The sequence below is a fragment of the Pseudomonas sp. LABIM340 genome (assembly GCF_040017195.2).
Lineage (GTDB): Bacteria > Pseudomonadota > Gammaproteobacteria > Pseudomonadales > Pseudomonadaceae > Pseudomonas.
On sequence record NZ_CM200227.1, the window covers coordinates 5,231,181 to 5,247,055 of the forward strand.

12 protein-coding genes are annotated in these 15,875 nt (G+C 66.4%); 9 read left to right on the forward strand and 3 right to left on the reverse strand.

The features are described 5' to 3' along the window. Window positions 1-8: 8 nt before the first annotated feature. From ABKS89_RS24090 to ABKS89_RS24100, 3 genes are all read right to left on the reverse strand, one after another. The gene (locus ABKS89_RS24090; RefSeq protein WP_138216156.1) at window positions 9-1,106 is read right to left on the reverse strand and encodes an amino acid ABC transporter permease; all 1,098 of its coding nucleotides are present in this window, start codon (window positions 1,104-1,106) and stop codon (window positions 9-11) included. Window positions 1,107-1,116: 10 nt separating this feature from the next. Next, complete coding sequence (locus tag ABKS89_RS24095) at window positions 1,117-2,301, reverse strand: amino acid ABC transporter permease (protein ID WP_138216155.1); 1,185 nt, start codon at window positions 2,299-2,301, stop codon at window positions 1,117-1,119. 118 nt (window positions 2,302-2,419) lie between these two features. Continuing rightward, window positions 2,420-3,448 carry an amino acid ABC transporter substrate-binding protein gene (locus tag ABKS89_RS24100; protein ID WP_138216154.1) on the reverse strand — a complete coding sequence of 343 codons (1,029 nt, stop codon included), beginning with the start codon at window positions 3,446-3,448 and terminating at the stop codon, window positions 2,420-2,422. A 513-nt stretch (window positions 3,449-3,961) separates the two neighbouring features. Between ABKS89_RS24100 and ABKS89_RS24105 the strand changes: the two genes are divergently transcribed. The 9 genes from ABKS89_RS24105 (at window position 3,962) to ABKS89_RS24145 (ending at window position 15,774) form a co-directional block, all read left to right on the forward strand. Next, complete coding sequence (locus ABKS89_RS24105) at window positions 3,962-4,615, forward strand: alpha/beta hydrolase (protein WP_348587335.1); 654 nt, start codon at window positions 3,962-3,964, stop codon at window positions 4,613-4,615. A 32-nt stretch (window positions 4,616-4,647) separates the two neighbouring features. After that, window positions 4,648-6,540: an acyl-CoA synthetase gene (locus ABKS89_RS24110; protein WP_348587337.1), complete on the forward strand. Its 1,893-nt coding sequence runs from the start codon at window positions 4,648-4,650 to the stop codon at window positions 6,538-6,540. Between the two features lie 151 nt (window positions 6,541-6,691). Further along, window positions 6,692-7,630 (forward strand): GGDEF domain-containing protein, encoded by a 939-nt coding sequence (locus ABKS89_RS24115; protein WP_138216151.1) that lies wholly within the window; start codon window positions 6,692-6,694, stop codon window positions 7,628-7,630. A 77-nt stretch (window positions 7,631-7,707) separates the two neighbouring features. Next, the gene (locus ABKS89_RS24120) at window positions 7,708-8,865 is read left to right on the forward strand and encodes a dipeptidase (RefSeq protein WP_348587338.1); all 1,158 of its coding nucleotides are present in this window, start codon (window positions 7,708-7,710) and stop codon (window positions 8,863-8,865) included. 96 nt (window positions 8,866-8,961) lie between these two features. Then, window positions 8,962-10,512, forward strand: a complete 1,551-nt coding sequence (rhlB, locus tag ABKS89_RS24125) for an ATP-dependent RNA helicase RhlB (protein WP_081516436.1) — start codon at window positions 8,962-8,964, stop codon at window positions 10,510-10,512. 316 nt (window positions 10,513-10,828) lie between these two features. Next, the gene (locus ABKS89_RS24130) at window positions 10,829-12,787 is read left to right on the forward strand and encodes a methyl-accepting chemotaxis protein (RefSeq protein WP_348587339.1); all 1,959 of its coding nucleotides are present in this window, start codon (window positions 10,829-10,831) and stop codon (window positions 12,785-12,787) included. A 182-nt stretch (window positions 12,788-12,969) separates the two neighbouring features. Further along, window positions 12,970-13,917 (forward strand): ornithine cyclodeaminase family protein, encoded by a 948-nt coding sequence (locus ABKS89_RS24135; RefSeq protein WP_348587340.1) that lies wholly within the window; start codon window positions 12,970-12,972, stop codon window positions 13,915-13,917. Between the two features lie 13 nt (window positions 13,918-13,930). Beyond that, a complete protein-coding gene (locus ABKS89_RS24140) occupies window positions 13,931-15,061 on the forward strand; it encodes an NAD(P)/FAD-dependent oxidoreductase (protein ID WP_348587341.1) in 1,131 nt (376 codons plus the stop codon). 89 nt (window positions 15,062-15,150) lie between these two features. Continuing rightward, window positions 15,151-15,774, forward strand: a complete 624-nt coding sequence (locus ABKS89_RS24145; RefSeq protein ID WP_138216145.1) for a helix-turn-helix transcriptional regulator — start codon at window positions 15,151-15,153, stop codon at window positions 15,772-15,774. Window positions 15,775-15,875 lie beyond the last annotated feature (101 nt).

The window sequence follows — 15,875 nt, forward strand, 5'->3', positions numbered from 1 at the left end:
AATCGCTCCTAACGCTTGTGGCCCGTGTCCAGCTTGTGCTCCAGGTGCATGGAGTAGCGGGACATGCCGAAACAGAAAATCCAGTAGACGACCGCGGCGAACACATAGCCTTCGGTGGCCATGCCCAGCCAGGCCGGGTCCGCGGTGGCGCGCTTGATGCTATTCAGGAAGTCGAACAGGCCGATGATGATCACCAGGCTGGTGTCCTTGAACAGCGCGATGAAGGTGTTGACGATGCCGGGGATCACCAGCTTGAGCGCCTGCGGCAGGATTACCAGGCCCATGGTCCGCCAGTAGCCCAGGCCCATGGCGGCCGCGGCTTCGTACTGCCCCTTCGGGATGGCCTGCATGCCGCCGCGCACCACCTCGGCGATGTACGCGGCCTCGAACAGCACCACCATCACCATCGCGCGCAGCAGCTTGTCCAGGTTCATCCCCTCGGGGAGGAACAGCGGCAGCATCACCGAGGACATGAACAGCACGGTGATCAGCGGCACGCCGCGCCAGAACTCGATGGTGGTGACGCAGATGACCTTGATCGCCGGCATCTTCGAACGCCGCCCGAGCGCCAGCAGGATGCCCAGCGGCATCGCCCCGCAGATGCCGACGGCGGCGATCACCACGGTGAGCATCAGCCCGCCCCAGGCGCTGGTCGGCACGCTTTCCAGGCCAAGGAAGCCGCCGTGCAGCAGCCAGTAGGCCACGATCGGCAGCGCCACGAGGAAGCCCAGGCCGTACTTCACCTTGTAGGCGAAGCGTTTGAGGAACAGCGGCGCCGCGCCGAACACCACGAACAGCACGGTGAGGTCCACGCGCCAGCGCAGTTCCTCGGGGTAGAAGCCGTACATGAACTGGCCGAAGCGCGACCCGATGAACACCCAGCAGGCGCCCTCGCGGGAGCAATCGGCGCGGGTGGTGCCGGTCCAGTCGGCCTTGATGATCGCCCACTCCAGCAGCGGCGGCAGGATCAGCCAGACCAGATAGAGGCCGACCAGCGTCAGCAGGGTGTTGAACCAGCTGGAGAACAGGTTGCCGCGCAGCCAGGCGAGCACGCCGACGCTGCGCGCGGGGGGCGGCAGGTCGGGTTTGAAGGTATGAGTTGTCATGGTTTGTCCCCTACCGCTCGACCAGCGCGATGTGCTTGTTGTACCAGTTCATCAGCAGCGAAATGCTGATGCTGATGGCCAGGTACACGCTCATGGTGATGGCCATGGTCTCGATGGCCTGACCGGTCTGGTTGAGCACCGTGCCGGCGAACAGCGAAACCATGTCCGGGTAGCCGATGGCGGCGGCCAGCGAGGAGTTCTTCGCCAGGTTCAGGTACTGGCTGGTCAGCGGCGGAATGATCACCCGCAGCGCCTGCGGGATGATCACCAGGCGCAGGGTCTGTCCCGGGCGCAGGCCCAGCGAACCGGCAGCCTCGGTCTGGCCGTGGCTGACCGCCTGGATGCCGGCGCGCACCGTCTCGCCGATGAAGGCGGCGGTGTAGACCGACAGTGCGAGCACGATGGACACCAGCTCCGGGATCACCACCCAGCCGCCACGGAAGTTGAAGCCCTGCAGCACCGGCACGTCCCAGTGGAACGGCGCGCCGGCCACCAGCGACACCAGGCCCGGCAGCACCACCAGCAGCGCCAGGCCACTGAGGAACACCGGGAAGGCCTTGCCGGTGGCATGGCGACGGGCCTTGGCCCACTTCCAGATCACCGCCCAGCCGACGAGGGCCAGGATCACCGCGACGATGAACGGGCCGAGGCCGTCGGCAGCGATCGGCGCCGGCATCTGCAGGCCGCGGTTGTTGACGAAGAACAGGTCGCCGAAGCTGATGCTCTGCCGCGGGTTCGGCAGCGGGCCGAGCACGGCGAAGTACCAGAAGAAGATCTGCAGCAGCGGCGGGATGTTGCGGAAGGTCTCGATGTACAGGGTCGCCAGCTTGCGGATCAGCCAGTTGGGCGACAACCGCGCCACGCCGAGGATGAAGCCGAGGATGGTGGCGAAGACGATGCCGATCACCGTGACCAGCAGCGTGTTCAGCAGGCCGACCATGAACACCCGTCCGTAGGTGTCGCTTTCGCTGTAGTCGATCAGGTGCTGGGAGATGCCGAAGCCGGCGCTGTGATCGAGGAAGCCGAAACCGGACTGGATGCCGCGGTGGGCGAGATTGGTCTGGGTGTTGTCGAAGAGGAACCAGCCGACCGCCACGACGAAGATGACGGCGATGACCTGGAATGCCCAGCCGCGCACGACGGGATCGTTGAGCGATACCCCCCGCGGACGCTGGGCCTTGACGGAATTCTGCATGTAAGCCCTCTCGGAAGGCCGCCGGGCGACCAAGGGGCTACGCCCGAGATCGCCCGGAAGGCTTCACGTCGTTCGAAACAGTCCGGCGCCCACACTCCGGGCGCCGGAGCGGGTCAGGTCAGCGCACCGGCGGCGCGTACTGCAGACCACCCTTGTTCCACTGGGCGTTGAGGCCACGCTTGATCTTCAGGTCGCTGCCGTCGCCGACGTTGCGATCGAAGATCTCGCCGTAGTTACCCACTTGCTTGACGATCTGTACCGCCCAGTCCTTGGGCAGCTTGAGGTCCTTGCCGTAGTCACCCTCGGCGCCGAGCAGACGCGCGACGTCCGGGTTCTTGGTGCTCTTGGCCTGTTCCTCGACGTTCTTCGAGTTGATGCCCAGTTCCTCGGCGTTGAGCATCGCGAAGAGCGTCCAGCGGGCGATGTCGAACCACTCCTCGTCACCCTGGCGCACGGCCGGGCCGAGGGGCTCCTTGGAGATCACTTCGGGCAGCACCACGTACTCGTCCGGCGCGGCCAGCTTGATGCGCTGGGCGTAGAGCTGCGACTGGTCGGAGGTCAGCACGTCGCAACGGCCGGACTCCAGCGACTTGGCGCTCTCGTCGGAGGTGTCGTAGGTGATGGGGGTGTACTTGAGGTTGTTGGAGCGGAAGTAGTCGGACAGGTTGAGCTCGGTGGTGGTGCCGGCCTGGATGCACACGGTGGCTCCGTCGAGTTCCTTGGCGCTGGAGACGCCGAGCTTCTTGTTCACCAGGAAGCCCTGGCCGTCGTAGTAGGTCACGCCGACGAAGTTCAGGCCCATCGCGCTGTCGCGGGAGCTGGTCCAGGTGGTGTTGCGCGAGAGGATGTCGATCTCGCCGGACTGCAGCGCAGTGAAGCGCTCCTTGGCCGTCAGCGGGCTGTACTTGACCTTGCTCGCGTCGCCGAACACGGCCGCCGCCACGGCGCGGCAGACGTCCACGTCGATGCCCTTGTACTGGCCCTTGGCGTCGGCATACGAGAAGCCGGGAAGACCGTCACTGATACCGCACTGCACGTAGCCTTTCTTCTTCACTGCATCCAGGGTGGCGCCGGCATGTGCGAGGCCGCTGATGCCGAACACGGCGGCGGTGGTCAGCACTGCCAGGGTGGATTTCACCATCTTCATCGATCTTCTCCGTTGCTTTTTTAGTGTTTTGGAGTCCCGGTTCCACCGCCGTACCCTCGTGAGGCACCAGCAAGACAACAAACGGGATGGAGACCTGAAAGTGAGTCTAGACGGCTTGCGAAATTTCCTTCGGCAAGCCGCGAACACACCTTCGAGCGCGCAGGTCTTGCGCGCTGGAACGGGTCATCAAGGGATCATTGCGTGAAGGCGAAGGCCCACCGCGCCGGCTGTTGACCGCAGCCGGCGCGGTGGGCCCTGAAGCAGCCCAAGGCTTTCGCGGCGCCACTTCCGGTACAGCTTTCCGGATGGGGTCGGTAGAGTGTTACCGGAAGTGGGGCCGCACAGCCTGCCAGTAGCGATAGCAAGGGGCGTACCAGCCTAGGAACGTTCGTGCAAATTCGTGCAGTCAAGTCCCACAAGTTATGGCCATGCGACATCTTCTTGCATCGCCCCTCCTCCCTTTTTCCCACGCAGCGCCCCTTCCTAGAGCGCCTGCCCCATCCTGGAGCCTCCATGACCCAGCCCCTGATCCTCGAACCCAGCCAGAGCGCCGACTCCTGCGTCATTTGGTTGCACGGCCTGGGCGCCGACCGTTACGACTTCGAACCGGTAGCACAGATGCTGCAACGCAGCTTCACCGCGACGCGCTTCATCCTGCCCCAGGCGCCTACCCGCCCGGTCACCGTGTTCAACGGCATGCCCGCGCCCAGCTGGTACGACATCCTCGCCATGGCCCCGGCCCGCGCCATCGACGACGCGCAACTGGAAGCCTCGGCCGACAGCGTGATCGCGCTGATCCAGGGACAGATCGACCAGGGCATCGCACCCAGACGCATCATCCTCGCCGGCTTCTCCCAGGGCGGCGCAGTGGTGCTGCACACCGGCTACCTGCGCTGGGACGGCGAGCTGGGCGGGGTCATGGCCCTCTCCACCTATGGCCCGACATTCAGCGAAGGCATAAGCCTGCCGGCTACAAAAAGACAACTGTCCGCCCTTTGCCTGCATGGCACTTTCGATGACGTGGTGACGCCGGCCATGGGCCGCGCCGCGTACGACTTCCTGCAGGCCAACGAGGTGCCCGCCCAGTGGCGCACCTACCCGATGAGCCACGAAGTGAGCAACGAGGAACTTGGCGATATCGGCGCCTGGCTGCGGGAGCGCCTGTGATCCCCTGAACCCTGCGGAGAACAAGAAGAAGCATGAACGCCCCGATCAGCAGCCTGCGTGACGTCGAAGCCCTGGAACAGGTCCCGCTGCAAGACCGCGACCTGCCGCCCAACACCTATGAACTGCTGCGCCGTTCGGCGCAGCAGTACGGCCCGTCCACCGCCCTGAGCTTCCTGCTGCAGGGTTCGGCGGCAGAGGAACCGGTCAAGGTCAGCTACGAGCAGTTGTTCGCCCGCGTCACCCAGGCGGCGAATGCCTTCCACCGCCTTGGCGTGCGGCCGGGCACTTCGGTGTCGTTCTTGCTACCCAACCTGCCGCAGACCCACTACGTGATCTGGGGCGGCGAAGCGGCGGGGATCGTCAACGCGATCAACCCGCTGCTCGATCCCGAGCACATTGCCGAGCTGGTGCGCGCCGCCGATTCGCGCGTGCTGGTGACCCTGGCGCCCTTCCCCGGCACCGATCTCTGGAACAAGGTCGCCGGCCTGCGCGAGCACCTGCCGGAATTGAACGCCATCGTCACCGTCGACATCGCCAACCTGCTGCCCGAGCCGCAACGCTCGGCGATCAAGGCCGCCCGCGGCGCGCTGCCCGAAGGCGTGCTGGACTTCGACGAACTGCTCGCCCAGTGCCCGGCGGACCACCTGGAAAGCGGCCGGGTGATCGGCCCCGACGAAGTCGCCTCCTACTTCCACACCGGTGGCACCACCGGCACGCCCAAGCTTGCGCCGCACAGCCATTTCAACGAAGTGGCGATGGCCGAGATCATGGGCCTGAACTCCGACTACGACGGCAATGACGTGCTGCTCTGCGGTCTGCCGCTGTTCCACGTCAACGGCGTGATGGTCACCGGCCTTGCGCCCTTCATGCGCGGCGGCGAGGTGCTGCTGGCCGGCACCCAGGGCTATCGCAACCCGACACTGATCCAGGACTTCTGGAAGCTGGTGGAGCGCTACAAGGTCACCAGCTTCAGCGGCGTGCCGACCATCTACGCCGCTCTGCTGCAGGTGCCCAGCGAGGGCCGCGACCTCTCCAGCCTGCGCTTTGCCCTGTGCGGCGCGGCGCCCATGCCGGTGGAGCTGATCCGCCAGTTCGAAGCCAAGACCGGCCTGAAAATCATCGAAGGCTACGGCATGACCGAAGGCACCTGCGGCACCAGCTGCAACCCGCGCGGCGGCGAGCGCCGTCCCGGCTCCATCGGCCTACGCCTGCCCTACTGCGAGCTGAAATCGGTGATCCTCGACGGCGACGGCCAGTACCTGCGCGACGCCGCCGTGGACGAGATCGGCAACATCTGCCTGCGCGGCCCCACCGTGTTCAAGGGCTACCTGCAGGCCAGCAAGAACAAGGACATCTGGGTCGACGGCGACTGGTTCAACACCGGCGACCTGGGCCGCATCGACGCCGACGGCTACATCTGGCTCACCGGCCGCAGCAAGGACCTGATCATCCGGGGCGGCCACAACATCGACCCGCAGATGATCGAGGAAGCCCTGCACCGCCACCCCGCCGTGGCCATGGCCGCCGCCGTGGGCAAGCCGTGCCTGAAGGCCGGCGAGCTGCCGGTGGTGTACATCCAGCTCAAGCCGGGCATGCAGGCCAGCGAGGCGGAACTGCTGGAGCACGCCGCGCAGCACGTGCCCGAACGCGCGGCGGTGCCCAAGGACGTCTGGCTGCTGGACGCCATCCCCGTCACCGCGGTGGGCAAGACCTTCAAGCCGGCGCTGCGCCTGGATGCCATTCGTCGCGTGTTCGAGGACGAAACCCGGCACCTGTCCCCGTCACCGCGCATTGAGGTGATCGCCGACGACCGCGTTGGCCAGAAAGCGCGTCTTTTCGTTGACGGCCTCGACCTAGACTCACGCGCCGCACTGGCCGAGCGCCTGGGCGGTTATGCCGTGCACGTGGAGCTGCTGGAAAGCTGATGAAACACCCGGCCGACCGCCGGTCGGCCGGGTCTGGATGCGAATTGCCAGTAGTCAAATCTGACTAATACTGATGGCTCAATGTGCGAAGAGGACTACAGGGAGAGTCAGTCGTGCACATCATCAGCCGCTACCCGACGTCCGCTGCGCCATGAAAGCCGCGCAGTGGAAAGAGGACATCCGCCAACTCCAGCACTTGCGCCTGTTCCAGAACGTGGCCGCGGCCAACCTGCAGCAGTTGCTCAAGGATTTCCGCGCCTGCGAACTGGAGCGCGGCGAAATCCTGTTGTCGCCCTTCAACCGCAACCACTTCCTTTATATGGTCCTCTCCGGGCACCTGACGGTGTACCTGGGGTCGCTGGACAACCAGCCGGTAAGCACCCTGCATCCGGGTGACTGCGCTGGCGAAATCAGCTTCATCGACAGCGACCACCCCTCGGCCTACGTCGTCGCCAGCGAACCGACCACCGTACTGCGCCTGCACCGCGAGGCGCTGATCGGCCTGTTCGAGCACTCCCCGCAGGTCATGCAGAACCTCCTCGCGGTGCTCTGCGAGCGGGTGCGCGAGGGCAACCGGATCATTCTCGACACCGAGCAGAACGCCAACATCGACACCCTCACCGGGCTGTTCAATCGGCGCTGGCTGGAGCACATCTACGACCGCGAGAGCACGCGCTGTGCCTTCAACGAACAGCCCATGTGCATGCTCATGCTCGATGTCGACCACTTCAAGAACTACAACGACGAGCACGGCCACCTGGCCGGCGACTACGCGCTGTGCCTGGTCGCCCATACCCTGCGCAGCCAGCTGCGGCCCAAGGACAGCATGGCGCGCTATGGCGGCGAGGAGTTCGTCATCCTGCTGCCGGAAATCGCCATCGATGAAGCCCGGCGCATCGGTAATCGCCTGCGCCAGAGCCTGGAGCAGGTCGCCTCCTTCTACTCGCCGGTGGGCGTGCTGCCCGGCGTCACCGTGTCCCTGGGGCTGGCCGAGATGGACATCCAGGAGAACCTGCCGAGCCTGATCCTGCGGGCCGACGGCGCCCTCTACCAGGCCAAGCAGAAAGGCCGCAACTGCCTCTGCGGCTGAGCTCCGCTTCCCTTCATCCGCCCTTCTGTTAGATTGCGCCCCAGCAAGAAAACCAATAACAAAGCTGGGAAGCTGACATGCGCAAACTGCTGATCATCCTGCTCGTCCTGCTGGCCGTTGGCCTGGGGATCTTCTTCAACCTGCCGGGCTACATGGACCGCAAGATGAACACCGTGGCCAGCCCGCCGCCCTACCCCGCCTCGCCCGAGGCCCAGGCGCTGCACCAGACCCTGTTCGTCGCCGACCTGCACGACGACGCCCTGCTCTGGGACCGCAACCTGCTGGATCGCCACGACCACGGCCACACCGACCTGCCGCGCCTGCTCGAAGGCCACGTCGGCCTGCAGGTGTTCTCCACCGTCACCAAGACTCCGCGCGGCCTGAACTACGAAAGCAACAGCGCCGACAGCGACAACATCACCCCGCTGGTCATTGCCCAGCGCTGGCCGGCGCGCACCTGGAACAGCCTGCTCGAACGCGCGCTCTACCAGGGCGAACTGCTCGACAAGGCCGCTGCCGACAGCCAGGGCAAGCTCACCCTGGTGCGCAGCCGCGACGACCTCACCCGCTATCTCGCCGCCTGGCAGAAGGACCCGAAGCAGCTCGCCGCCGTGCTCGCCACCGAAGGCCTGCACCCGCTCGAAGGCAAGCTCGGGAACATCGACCGCATGTACGACGCGGGCTTCCGCATCATGGGTCTGACCCATTTCTTCGACAACGAGGTCGGCGGCTCCGCCCACGGCCTGAAGAAAGGCGGCCTGACTGCGTTCGGCCGCGAGGTCATCCCGCGCCTGGAAGACAAGAAGATGCTGATCGACCTGGCCCACGCTTCGCGCCCGCTGATCGACGACGTGCTGGCGATCGCCAGGCGTCCAGTGATCGTTTCCCACACCGGCGTCGCCGGCACCTGCCCCGGCCCGCGCAACCTGACCGACGCCCACCTGCGCGGTATCGCCCGCACCGGCGGGCTGATCGGCATCGGTTACTGGGACGGTGCGGTCTGCGAAACGTCGGTGGAAGCCATCGTCAAGGCCATGCGTTACGCCGCCGACAAGGTCGGCGTCGAGCACGTGGCACTGGGTTCGGACTTCGACGGCGCGGTGAATGCGCCCTTCGACACCACCGGCCTCGCGCAGCTGACCCAGGGCCTGGCCAAGGCCGGTTTCAGCGACCAGGACATCGCCGCGATCATGGGCGGCAACGTGCGCCGGCTGCTGCTGGAGAACCTTCCGTAGCCCAAGTCAATAGGCAGAATGCCCGTGGCACTTCGCCCTGCGGGCATCTTGCATTACACTGGCGGCCGTTCATTCCTTAACCAGTACGAGACCAACGTGCTCAAAGCACTCAAGAAAATCTTCAGCAAGGGTGATGGCGAGCAGCCCGTCACCACGCCGGCAGCCCCCGCACCCGCTGCCTCCCAGCCCGCCCCGAGCGGCGAAAAGCGTCCGCGCAAACCGCGCAATCCGCGCCCCGAAGGCGACAATGGCGAGAAGCCGGCCCGCGGCCCGAAGAGCGACAAACCCCGCGCCGAGCGTTCCGACAAAGGCGAACGCGGCGAAAAACGCGAGCACGCGCCGAAGCACGAGCATGCCAAGGCCGAGGGCGCCGACAAGCCCCGCGAGCCGAAACCGCGCCGCGAGCGCAAGCCGCGCCCGCCGGTGGTGGACAACTGGAAGCTGGAAGACTTCGTGGTCGAGCCGGCCGAAGGCAAGACGCGCTTCCACGACTTCAACCTCGACCCGCGCCTGATGCACGCCATCCATGACCTGGGCTTCCCGTACTGCACACCAATCCAGGCACAGGTGCTGGGCTTCACCCTGCGTGGCCAGGACGCCATCGGCCGCGCCCAGACCGGCACCGGCAAGACCGCGGCGTTCCTCATCTCGATCATCACCCAGCTGCTGCAGACCCCGCCGCCGAAAGAGCGCTACATGGGCGAGCCGCGTGCGCTGATCATCGCGCCGACCCGCGAGCTGGTGGTGCAGATCGCCAACGACGCCCTCGGCCTGGCCAAGTACACCGGCCTGAACGTCATGAGCTTCGTCGGCGGCATGGACTTCGACAAGCAGCTCAAGACCCTGGAATCGCGCTTCTGCGACATCCTGGTCGCCACCCCCGGCCGCCTGCTGGACTTCAACCAGCGCGGCGAGGTGCACCTGGACATGGTCGAGGTGATGGTGCTGGACGAAGCCGACCGCATGCTCGACATGGGCTTCATCCCGCAGGTCCGCCAGATCATCCGCCAGACCCCGTACAAGGGCGAGCGCCAGACCCTGCTGTTCTCCGCCACCTTCACCGACGACGTGATGAACCTGGCCAAGCAGTGGACCGTCGACCCGGCCATCGTCGAGATCGAGCCGGAAAACGTCGCCAGCGATACCGTCGAGCAGCACGTCTATGCCGTTGCCGGCAGCGACAAGTACAAGCTGCTGTACAACCTGATCGCGCAGAACGACTGGACCCGCGTAATGGTCTTCGCCAACCGCAAGGACGAGGTGCGTCGCATCGAGGAACGTCTGACCAAGGACGGCATCAGCGCCGCCCAGATGTCCGGCGACGTGCCGCAGCACAAGCGCATCAAGGTCCTGGAAGGCTTCCGTGAAGGCAAGATCCGCGTGCTGGTCGCCACCGACGTCGCCGGCCGCGGCATCCACGTCGACGGCATCAGCCACGTGATCAACTTCACCCTGCCCGAAGACCCGGACGACTACGTGCACCGCATCGGCCGTACCGGCCGCGCCGGCAGCACCGGAACCTCCATCAGCTTCGCCGGCGAGGACGATGCCTTCGCCCTGCCGCCGATCGAGGAACTGCTGGGCCGCAAGATCAACTGCGAAATGCCGCCCACCGAGCTGCTCAAGCCGGTACCGCGCAAGCACTGATCGCTTGTTGCACCACCTTCTGTAGATAGAAGAGAAAGGCGAAGCCACATGGCTTCGCCTTTTTTGTTTCCACCGGCGTTACCGCGGGTGACGCATTCCCCTTCCTAGAGCCTGCCATTCCTCCTGCCGGACCCGCTGGGACGACCGTACGGCATCCCCCCGCGAACAATGGCCACGCGCCATTACCCGCGTCATTACTGTGAGAAGAGCCACGCCCAGGCCGTTTCTGCTCAGTTTTATTTACAGACGTAAAAAAATTCGCACGCTTCTTGCAAAGCACGCGAGAACAATTCCAAGAACTCGTCGGAATCCTCCCATGCCCTTGCGCGCCAAACTTGCTCTGAGTTTCCTCTCGGTCGGTCTGATCCCCGTGCTGGTGATGGCCATCGTGGTCTATCTCCAGGCCAGCCGTGCCCTCGAAGAACAAAGCCTGAACGCCCTGGAGGCGGTCGCCAGCATCAAGCAGCGGCAGCTGATGGACGCCTGGAAGGCCCGTAACGACCAGCTCAGCAGCCTCGCCACCAACCTGGGCAGCAACTACGCCGGGCTGGACAGCGAGTCGCTGGTGACCACCGCCAACTACGACCGCCCGGTGTTCGAGAACTTCATCAAGACCTTCGGCTACCGCGAGCTGCGCCTGGTCGCCGGCGACGGCAAGGTGGTGTTCAGCCTCGGCCGCGGCGTCGACTACCAGCAGAACATCGGCGCACCGGAATGGCGCGATACCGCCTTCGGCAAGTTCATCCGCACCGCGCTGGACAGCGGCAAGGCCAGCATCAGCGACCTGGAGCAGGCGCCCAACGACCAGCAGCCGGTGCAGTGGCTGGCCGCGCCGATCAAGGACAACGGCAAGCTGCAACTGCTGCTGGTGCTGGAACTGCCGCTCGCCTCGATCAACGAAGTGATGCAGAACCGCCAGGGCCTGGGCGACGACGGCGAGACCTACCTGGTCGGTGGCGACGGCAGCCTGCGCTCGGACTCGGTGCGCTTTGCCGATCACCACGTGCGCCGCGACAAGGAAAGCCCTACCGCCCTGCCCGGCCAGGCCATCGAGAAAGCCCTGGCCGGCGAGCAGGGTCGTCTTTCCGAGACGGGCCTGAGCAACGAGCCGGCGCTCAAGTCCTTCGTCCCGCTGAACCTGGACGGCCTGCACTGGGCGCTGGTGGCGGAAATGGACCAGGCCCAGGCCTTCGCCCCGGTGCGCAAACTGATGTGGCAGATCCTCGTGCTCGGCGTGCTGACCCTGCTCGGCGTCGCCGCCGGCACCTGGCTGGTCAGCCGCAGCGTGATGCGCCCGCTGGGTGGCGAGCCGGCCAGCATGGCCGCCCTGGCCCAGCGCCTGGCCAGCGGCGAACTGCGCCTGAGCGACGACGCCAGCGCCAGCAGCGGCCTGATGCAGGCCCTGCGCGAGATGACCACGGCCTGGCGCCAGGTGGTCGAACGTCTGCGTCAGGCCAGCGAGGCCGTGGGTGACGCCAGCGGCGACATCCTCGACGCCGCCGGGCGCACCAGCCACCACCTCGACCAGCAGCAGGAAGCACTGGAAATGGTGGTCAGCGCCGTCGACCAGATGGCCGCCACCGTGCAGGAAATCGCCGGCAGCGCCAGCCGCAGCGCAGATGGCAGCGCCGCCGCACGACAGGCCTTCGTCGCCATGCAGGGCACCCTGCAGCATATGATCGGCCGCCAGGACCAATTGCTGGTCGGCCTGCGCCAGGCCGACGGCGTAGTGCAGACCCTGGCCGGCGAGAGCCAGCAGATCGGCTCGGTGCTGGACGTGATCCGCTCCATCGCCGAACAGACCAACCTGCTCGCCCTCAACGCCGCCATCGAAGCCGCCCGCGCCGGTGAGGCGGGCCGTGGTTTCGCCGTAGTCGCCGACGAGGTGCGCAGCCTTGCCCAGCGCACCCGCAGCGCCACCGACGAAATCGTCGCCATCGTCGGCAGCCTGGGCGATTCGTCGGTTCAGGCGCAGTCGAGCATGAGCGGCGCCAGCGAACAGGCGCACACCCTGGAGCAGGACACCCAGGCAGTGCTGGAAGCCCTCGGCGCGCTGGATGACTCGCTGCAGGGCGTGCATGCCATGGCCTTCCAGATCGCCGCCGCCGCCGAACAGCAGGCCGCCACGACCCAGGAAGTGAACCAGCACATGCACCGCCTGAGCGACATGACCGTGGAAAACCGCAAGACCGCCGCGCACACCCGCGACTGCGGCGAGCACCTGCGCCGCGTGGCCGGCAGCCAGGAAGAGCTGGTGGCGCAGTTCAAGCTGTAGGTTGCGTCCACTCCCTGTAGGAGCGGGCCATGCCCGCGACCGCGCCCATGGGGCGCTCCTACAGGCCAGCGCTGTCGGTTTGGCCATCGGAAAAAGCGCATACACCTCCCGACCACACGCCCTTGCCGATAAAGACAGCAGAGTCCAGAATGGAAAAATAAATCCACACCTGGAGTCTCGCCATGTCTGCCGCCTCGCCCTTCACCCTCAACCAGGCTGACGCCGAACGCCTGCTGGAACAGGTCGACGTGCTCCAGGCGATGCGCGACATGTTCGTCGAGCTGGCCGCCGGCAGCGCCGTGCAGCCCGCGCAGCAACTGGTGGCATTCCCCAATGGCGGCGGCGACTTCATCAACTACCTGGGCGTGCTGGCCTCGCAGAAGGTCTACGGCGTGAAGACCTCGCCGTACATCGTGCGCCAGCCCAAGTCGCTGGTCACCGCGTGGAGCCTGCTGATGTCCATGGACAGCGGCCAGCCGCTGCTGCTGTGCGACGCCGGCAGCCTGACCACCGCGCGCACCGCCGCCACCACCGCCCTCGCCGTGCAGGAGCTGGCCCGCCCGGACGCCAAGCGCCTGGCCATCGTCGGCAGCGGTCCGGTCGCCCGTGCACACCTGCGCTACGCGGCCGGCCTGCGTGACTGGCAGAGCATCCGCGTCTACTCGCCGAACCTGAGCGCCGGCGTGCTGGCCCAGTTCGGCGCCATCGATTCCCGCGCCGAACCCGCCACCAGTGTCGAAGCCGCCGTGGCCGACGCGGAGGTGGTGCTGCTGTGCACCTCGTCCGGCACCCCAGTGCTCGATCCGTCGATCCTGACCAAACCCGCGCTGATCACCTCCATCAGCACCAACGTCGCCCGCGCCCACGAAGTGCCGCCGCAGTCGCTGGCGCAGATGGATGTGTACTGCGATTACCGCGCCACCACCCCGGCGTCCGCTGGCGAGATGCGCCTGGCCCGCGACCAGCACGGCTGGGACGGTGCCATCCGCGGCGACCTGCCGGAACTGGTCAGCGGCCAGGCCACCAAACCGGACTACCAGCGCCACGCGTTCTTCCGCTCCATCGGCCTGGGCCTGGAAGACGTCGCCCTGGCCAATGCGCTCTACCATCTGCAACGCAAGAACGCCTGAGACGGGGACGAACATGATCGAAGTCGACTTCCTCATCATTGGCGGCGGCATCGCCGGCGCCTCCACCGGTTACTTCCTCTCCCGCCACGGCAAAGTCGCCGTGCTGGAGCGCGAGTCTCACGCCGGCTACCACTCCACTGGCCGCTCGGCAGCGCTCTACACCGTCGCCTATGGCACGCCGCAGGTGCGCGCCCTCACCGCCGCCAGCCGCGCCTTCTTCGACAATCCTCCCGAGGGCTTCGTCGAGCACCCGATTCTCACCCCGCGCGGGGAGATGACCGTGGACTTCGAAGGCAACCCGGAAGAACTCCAGCGCCAGTTCGCCAGCGCCCGCGACAGCGTGCCGGAAATGCGCCTGCTGGATGCCGATGAAGCCTGCGCCATCGTCCCGGTGCTGCGCCGCGAGAAAGTCCACGGTGCGATGCTCGACCCCAGCGCCGCCGACATCGACACCGACGGCCTGCTGCAGGGCTATCTGCGCGGCATCCGGCGCAACGGCGGCAGCGTGCAGCTGGACAGCGAAGCGCTGGAAATCCGCCGCATCGACGACGCCTGGGAAGTACGCTGCGCACAGCAGACCTACCGTGCGCCGGTGCTGGTCAACGCCGCTGGCAGCTGGTCCGACAAGATCGCCGAACTCGCCGGCGCCGCTCCCCTGGGCCTCACGCCCAAGCGCCGCGCCGCCTTCCTGTTCAGCCCGCCGGAGGGCGTGGACAGCCACGCCTGGCCGGTGCTGGTGAGCCTGGACGAGTCCTTCTACTTCAAGCCCGACGCCGGCATGCTGCTCGGCTCGCCGGCCAATGCCGACCCGGTGGAGCCCCACGACGTGCAGCCCGAAGAGCTGGACATCGCCCTGGGCATCTACCAGATCGAGGAGCACACCACCCTCAGCATCCGCCGCCCGAGCCACACCTGGGCCGGCCTGCGTTCGTTCTTCGCCGATGGCGACCTGGTCTCCGGCTATGACCCGGCCACGCCCAGCCTGTACTGGGTCGCAGGGCAAGGTGGCTACGGCATCCAGACCTCCGCAGCGATGGGCGAGGCCAGCGCCGCGCTGATCCGCCGCGAGGCCCTGCCCGAGCACCTGACCCGCCACGGTCTCACCGCCGAAATGCTGTCCCCGGCGCGCCTCCTGGCCGAGTGAGTCGCCATTCGTGACAGCCCGCGGGCGCTTGCGGCACACTCGCCAGCGCCCGCGCCATCGCCCGCCTAATCGCCTCGAGAGCCTTGCCCATGACCGCCGCTGATCCGCTGGACAACTACAAGGCCATCGCCGACGCCATCGCCGCGCTGTTCTTCCCCCACGCCGAAGTGGTCATCCACGACCTGCGCAACCAGCGCGTGGCCTACCTGGCGAACAACATCTCCAAGCGCGAGATCGGCGACGACTCGGCGCTGGAAGACATGCTCGAAGGCGGCAGTGAGGAGCGCAACATCGGCCCTTACGAGAAGCTCAACTGGGACGGCCAGAAGATCCGCTCCATCAGCACCGTGCTGCGCGATGCCAAGGGCGAGCCGCTGGCGGTGCTGTGCATCAACCTCAACATCACCCTGTTCGAGACCGCCAAGGCGGCGCTCGACCTGTTCCTCTCCTCCAGCAAGGTCATCCCACAGCCGGACGCCCTGTTCCGCGACGACTGGCAGGAGCGCATCAACACCTTCCTGCATGGCTGGCTGCAGCAGCGCCAGCTGAGCCTCTCCACCCTCAGCCGTGACCACAAGCGCGAACTGGTCCTGGCGCTGCATGCCGAGGGTGCGTTCAAGGGCAAGAGCGCGGCGAACTATGTGGCCAACGTGCTGAACATGGGCCGCGCGACGGTGTACAAGCACCTGAAGGAGTTGAAGGAAGAGGTCTGAGCAGCAAGCCCTGACTCCGACGTCCCCGGCGAACGCTTGCGTAGGATGGGTGGAGCGCAGCGATACCCATGCTGACGGTGCGCGGGAGTTGATGGGTATCG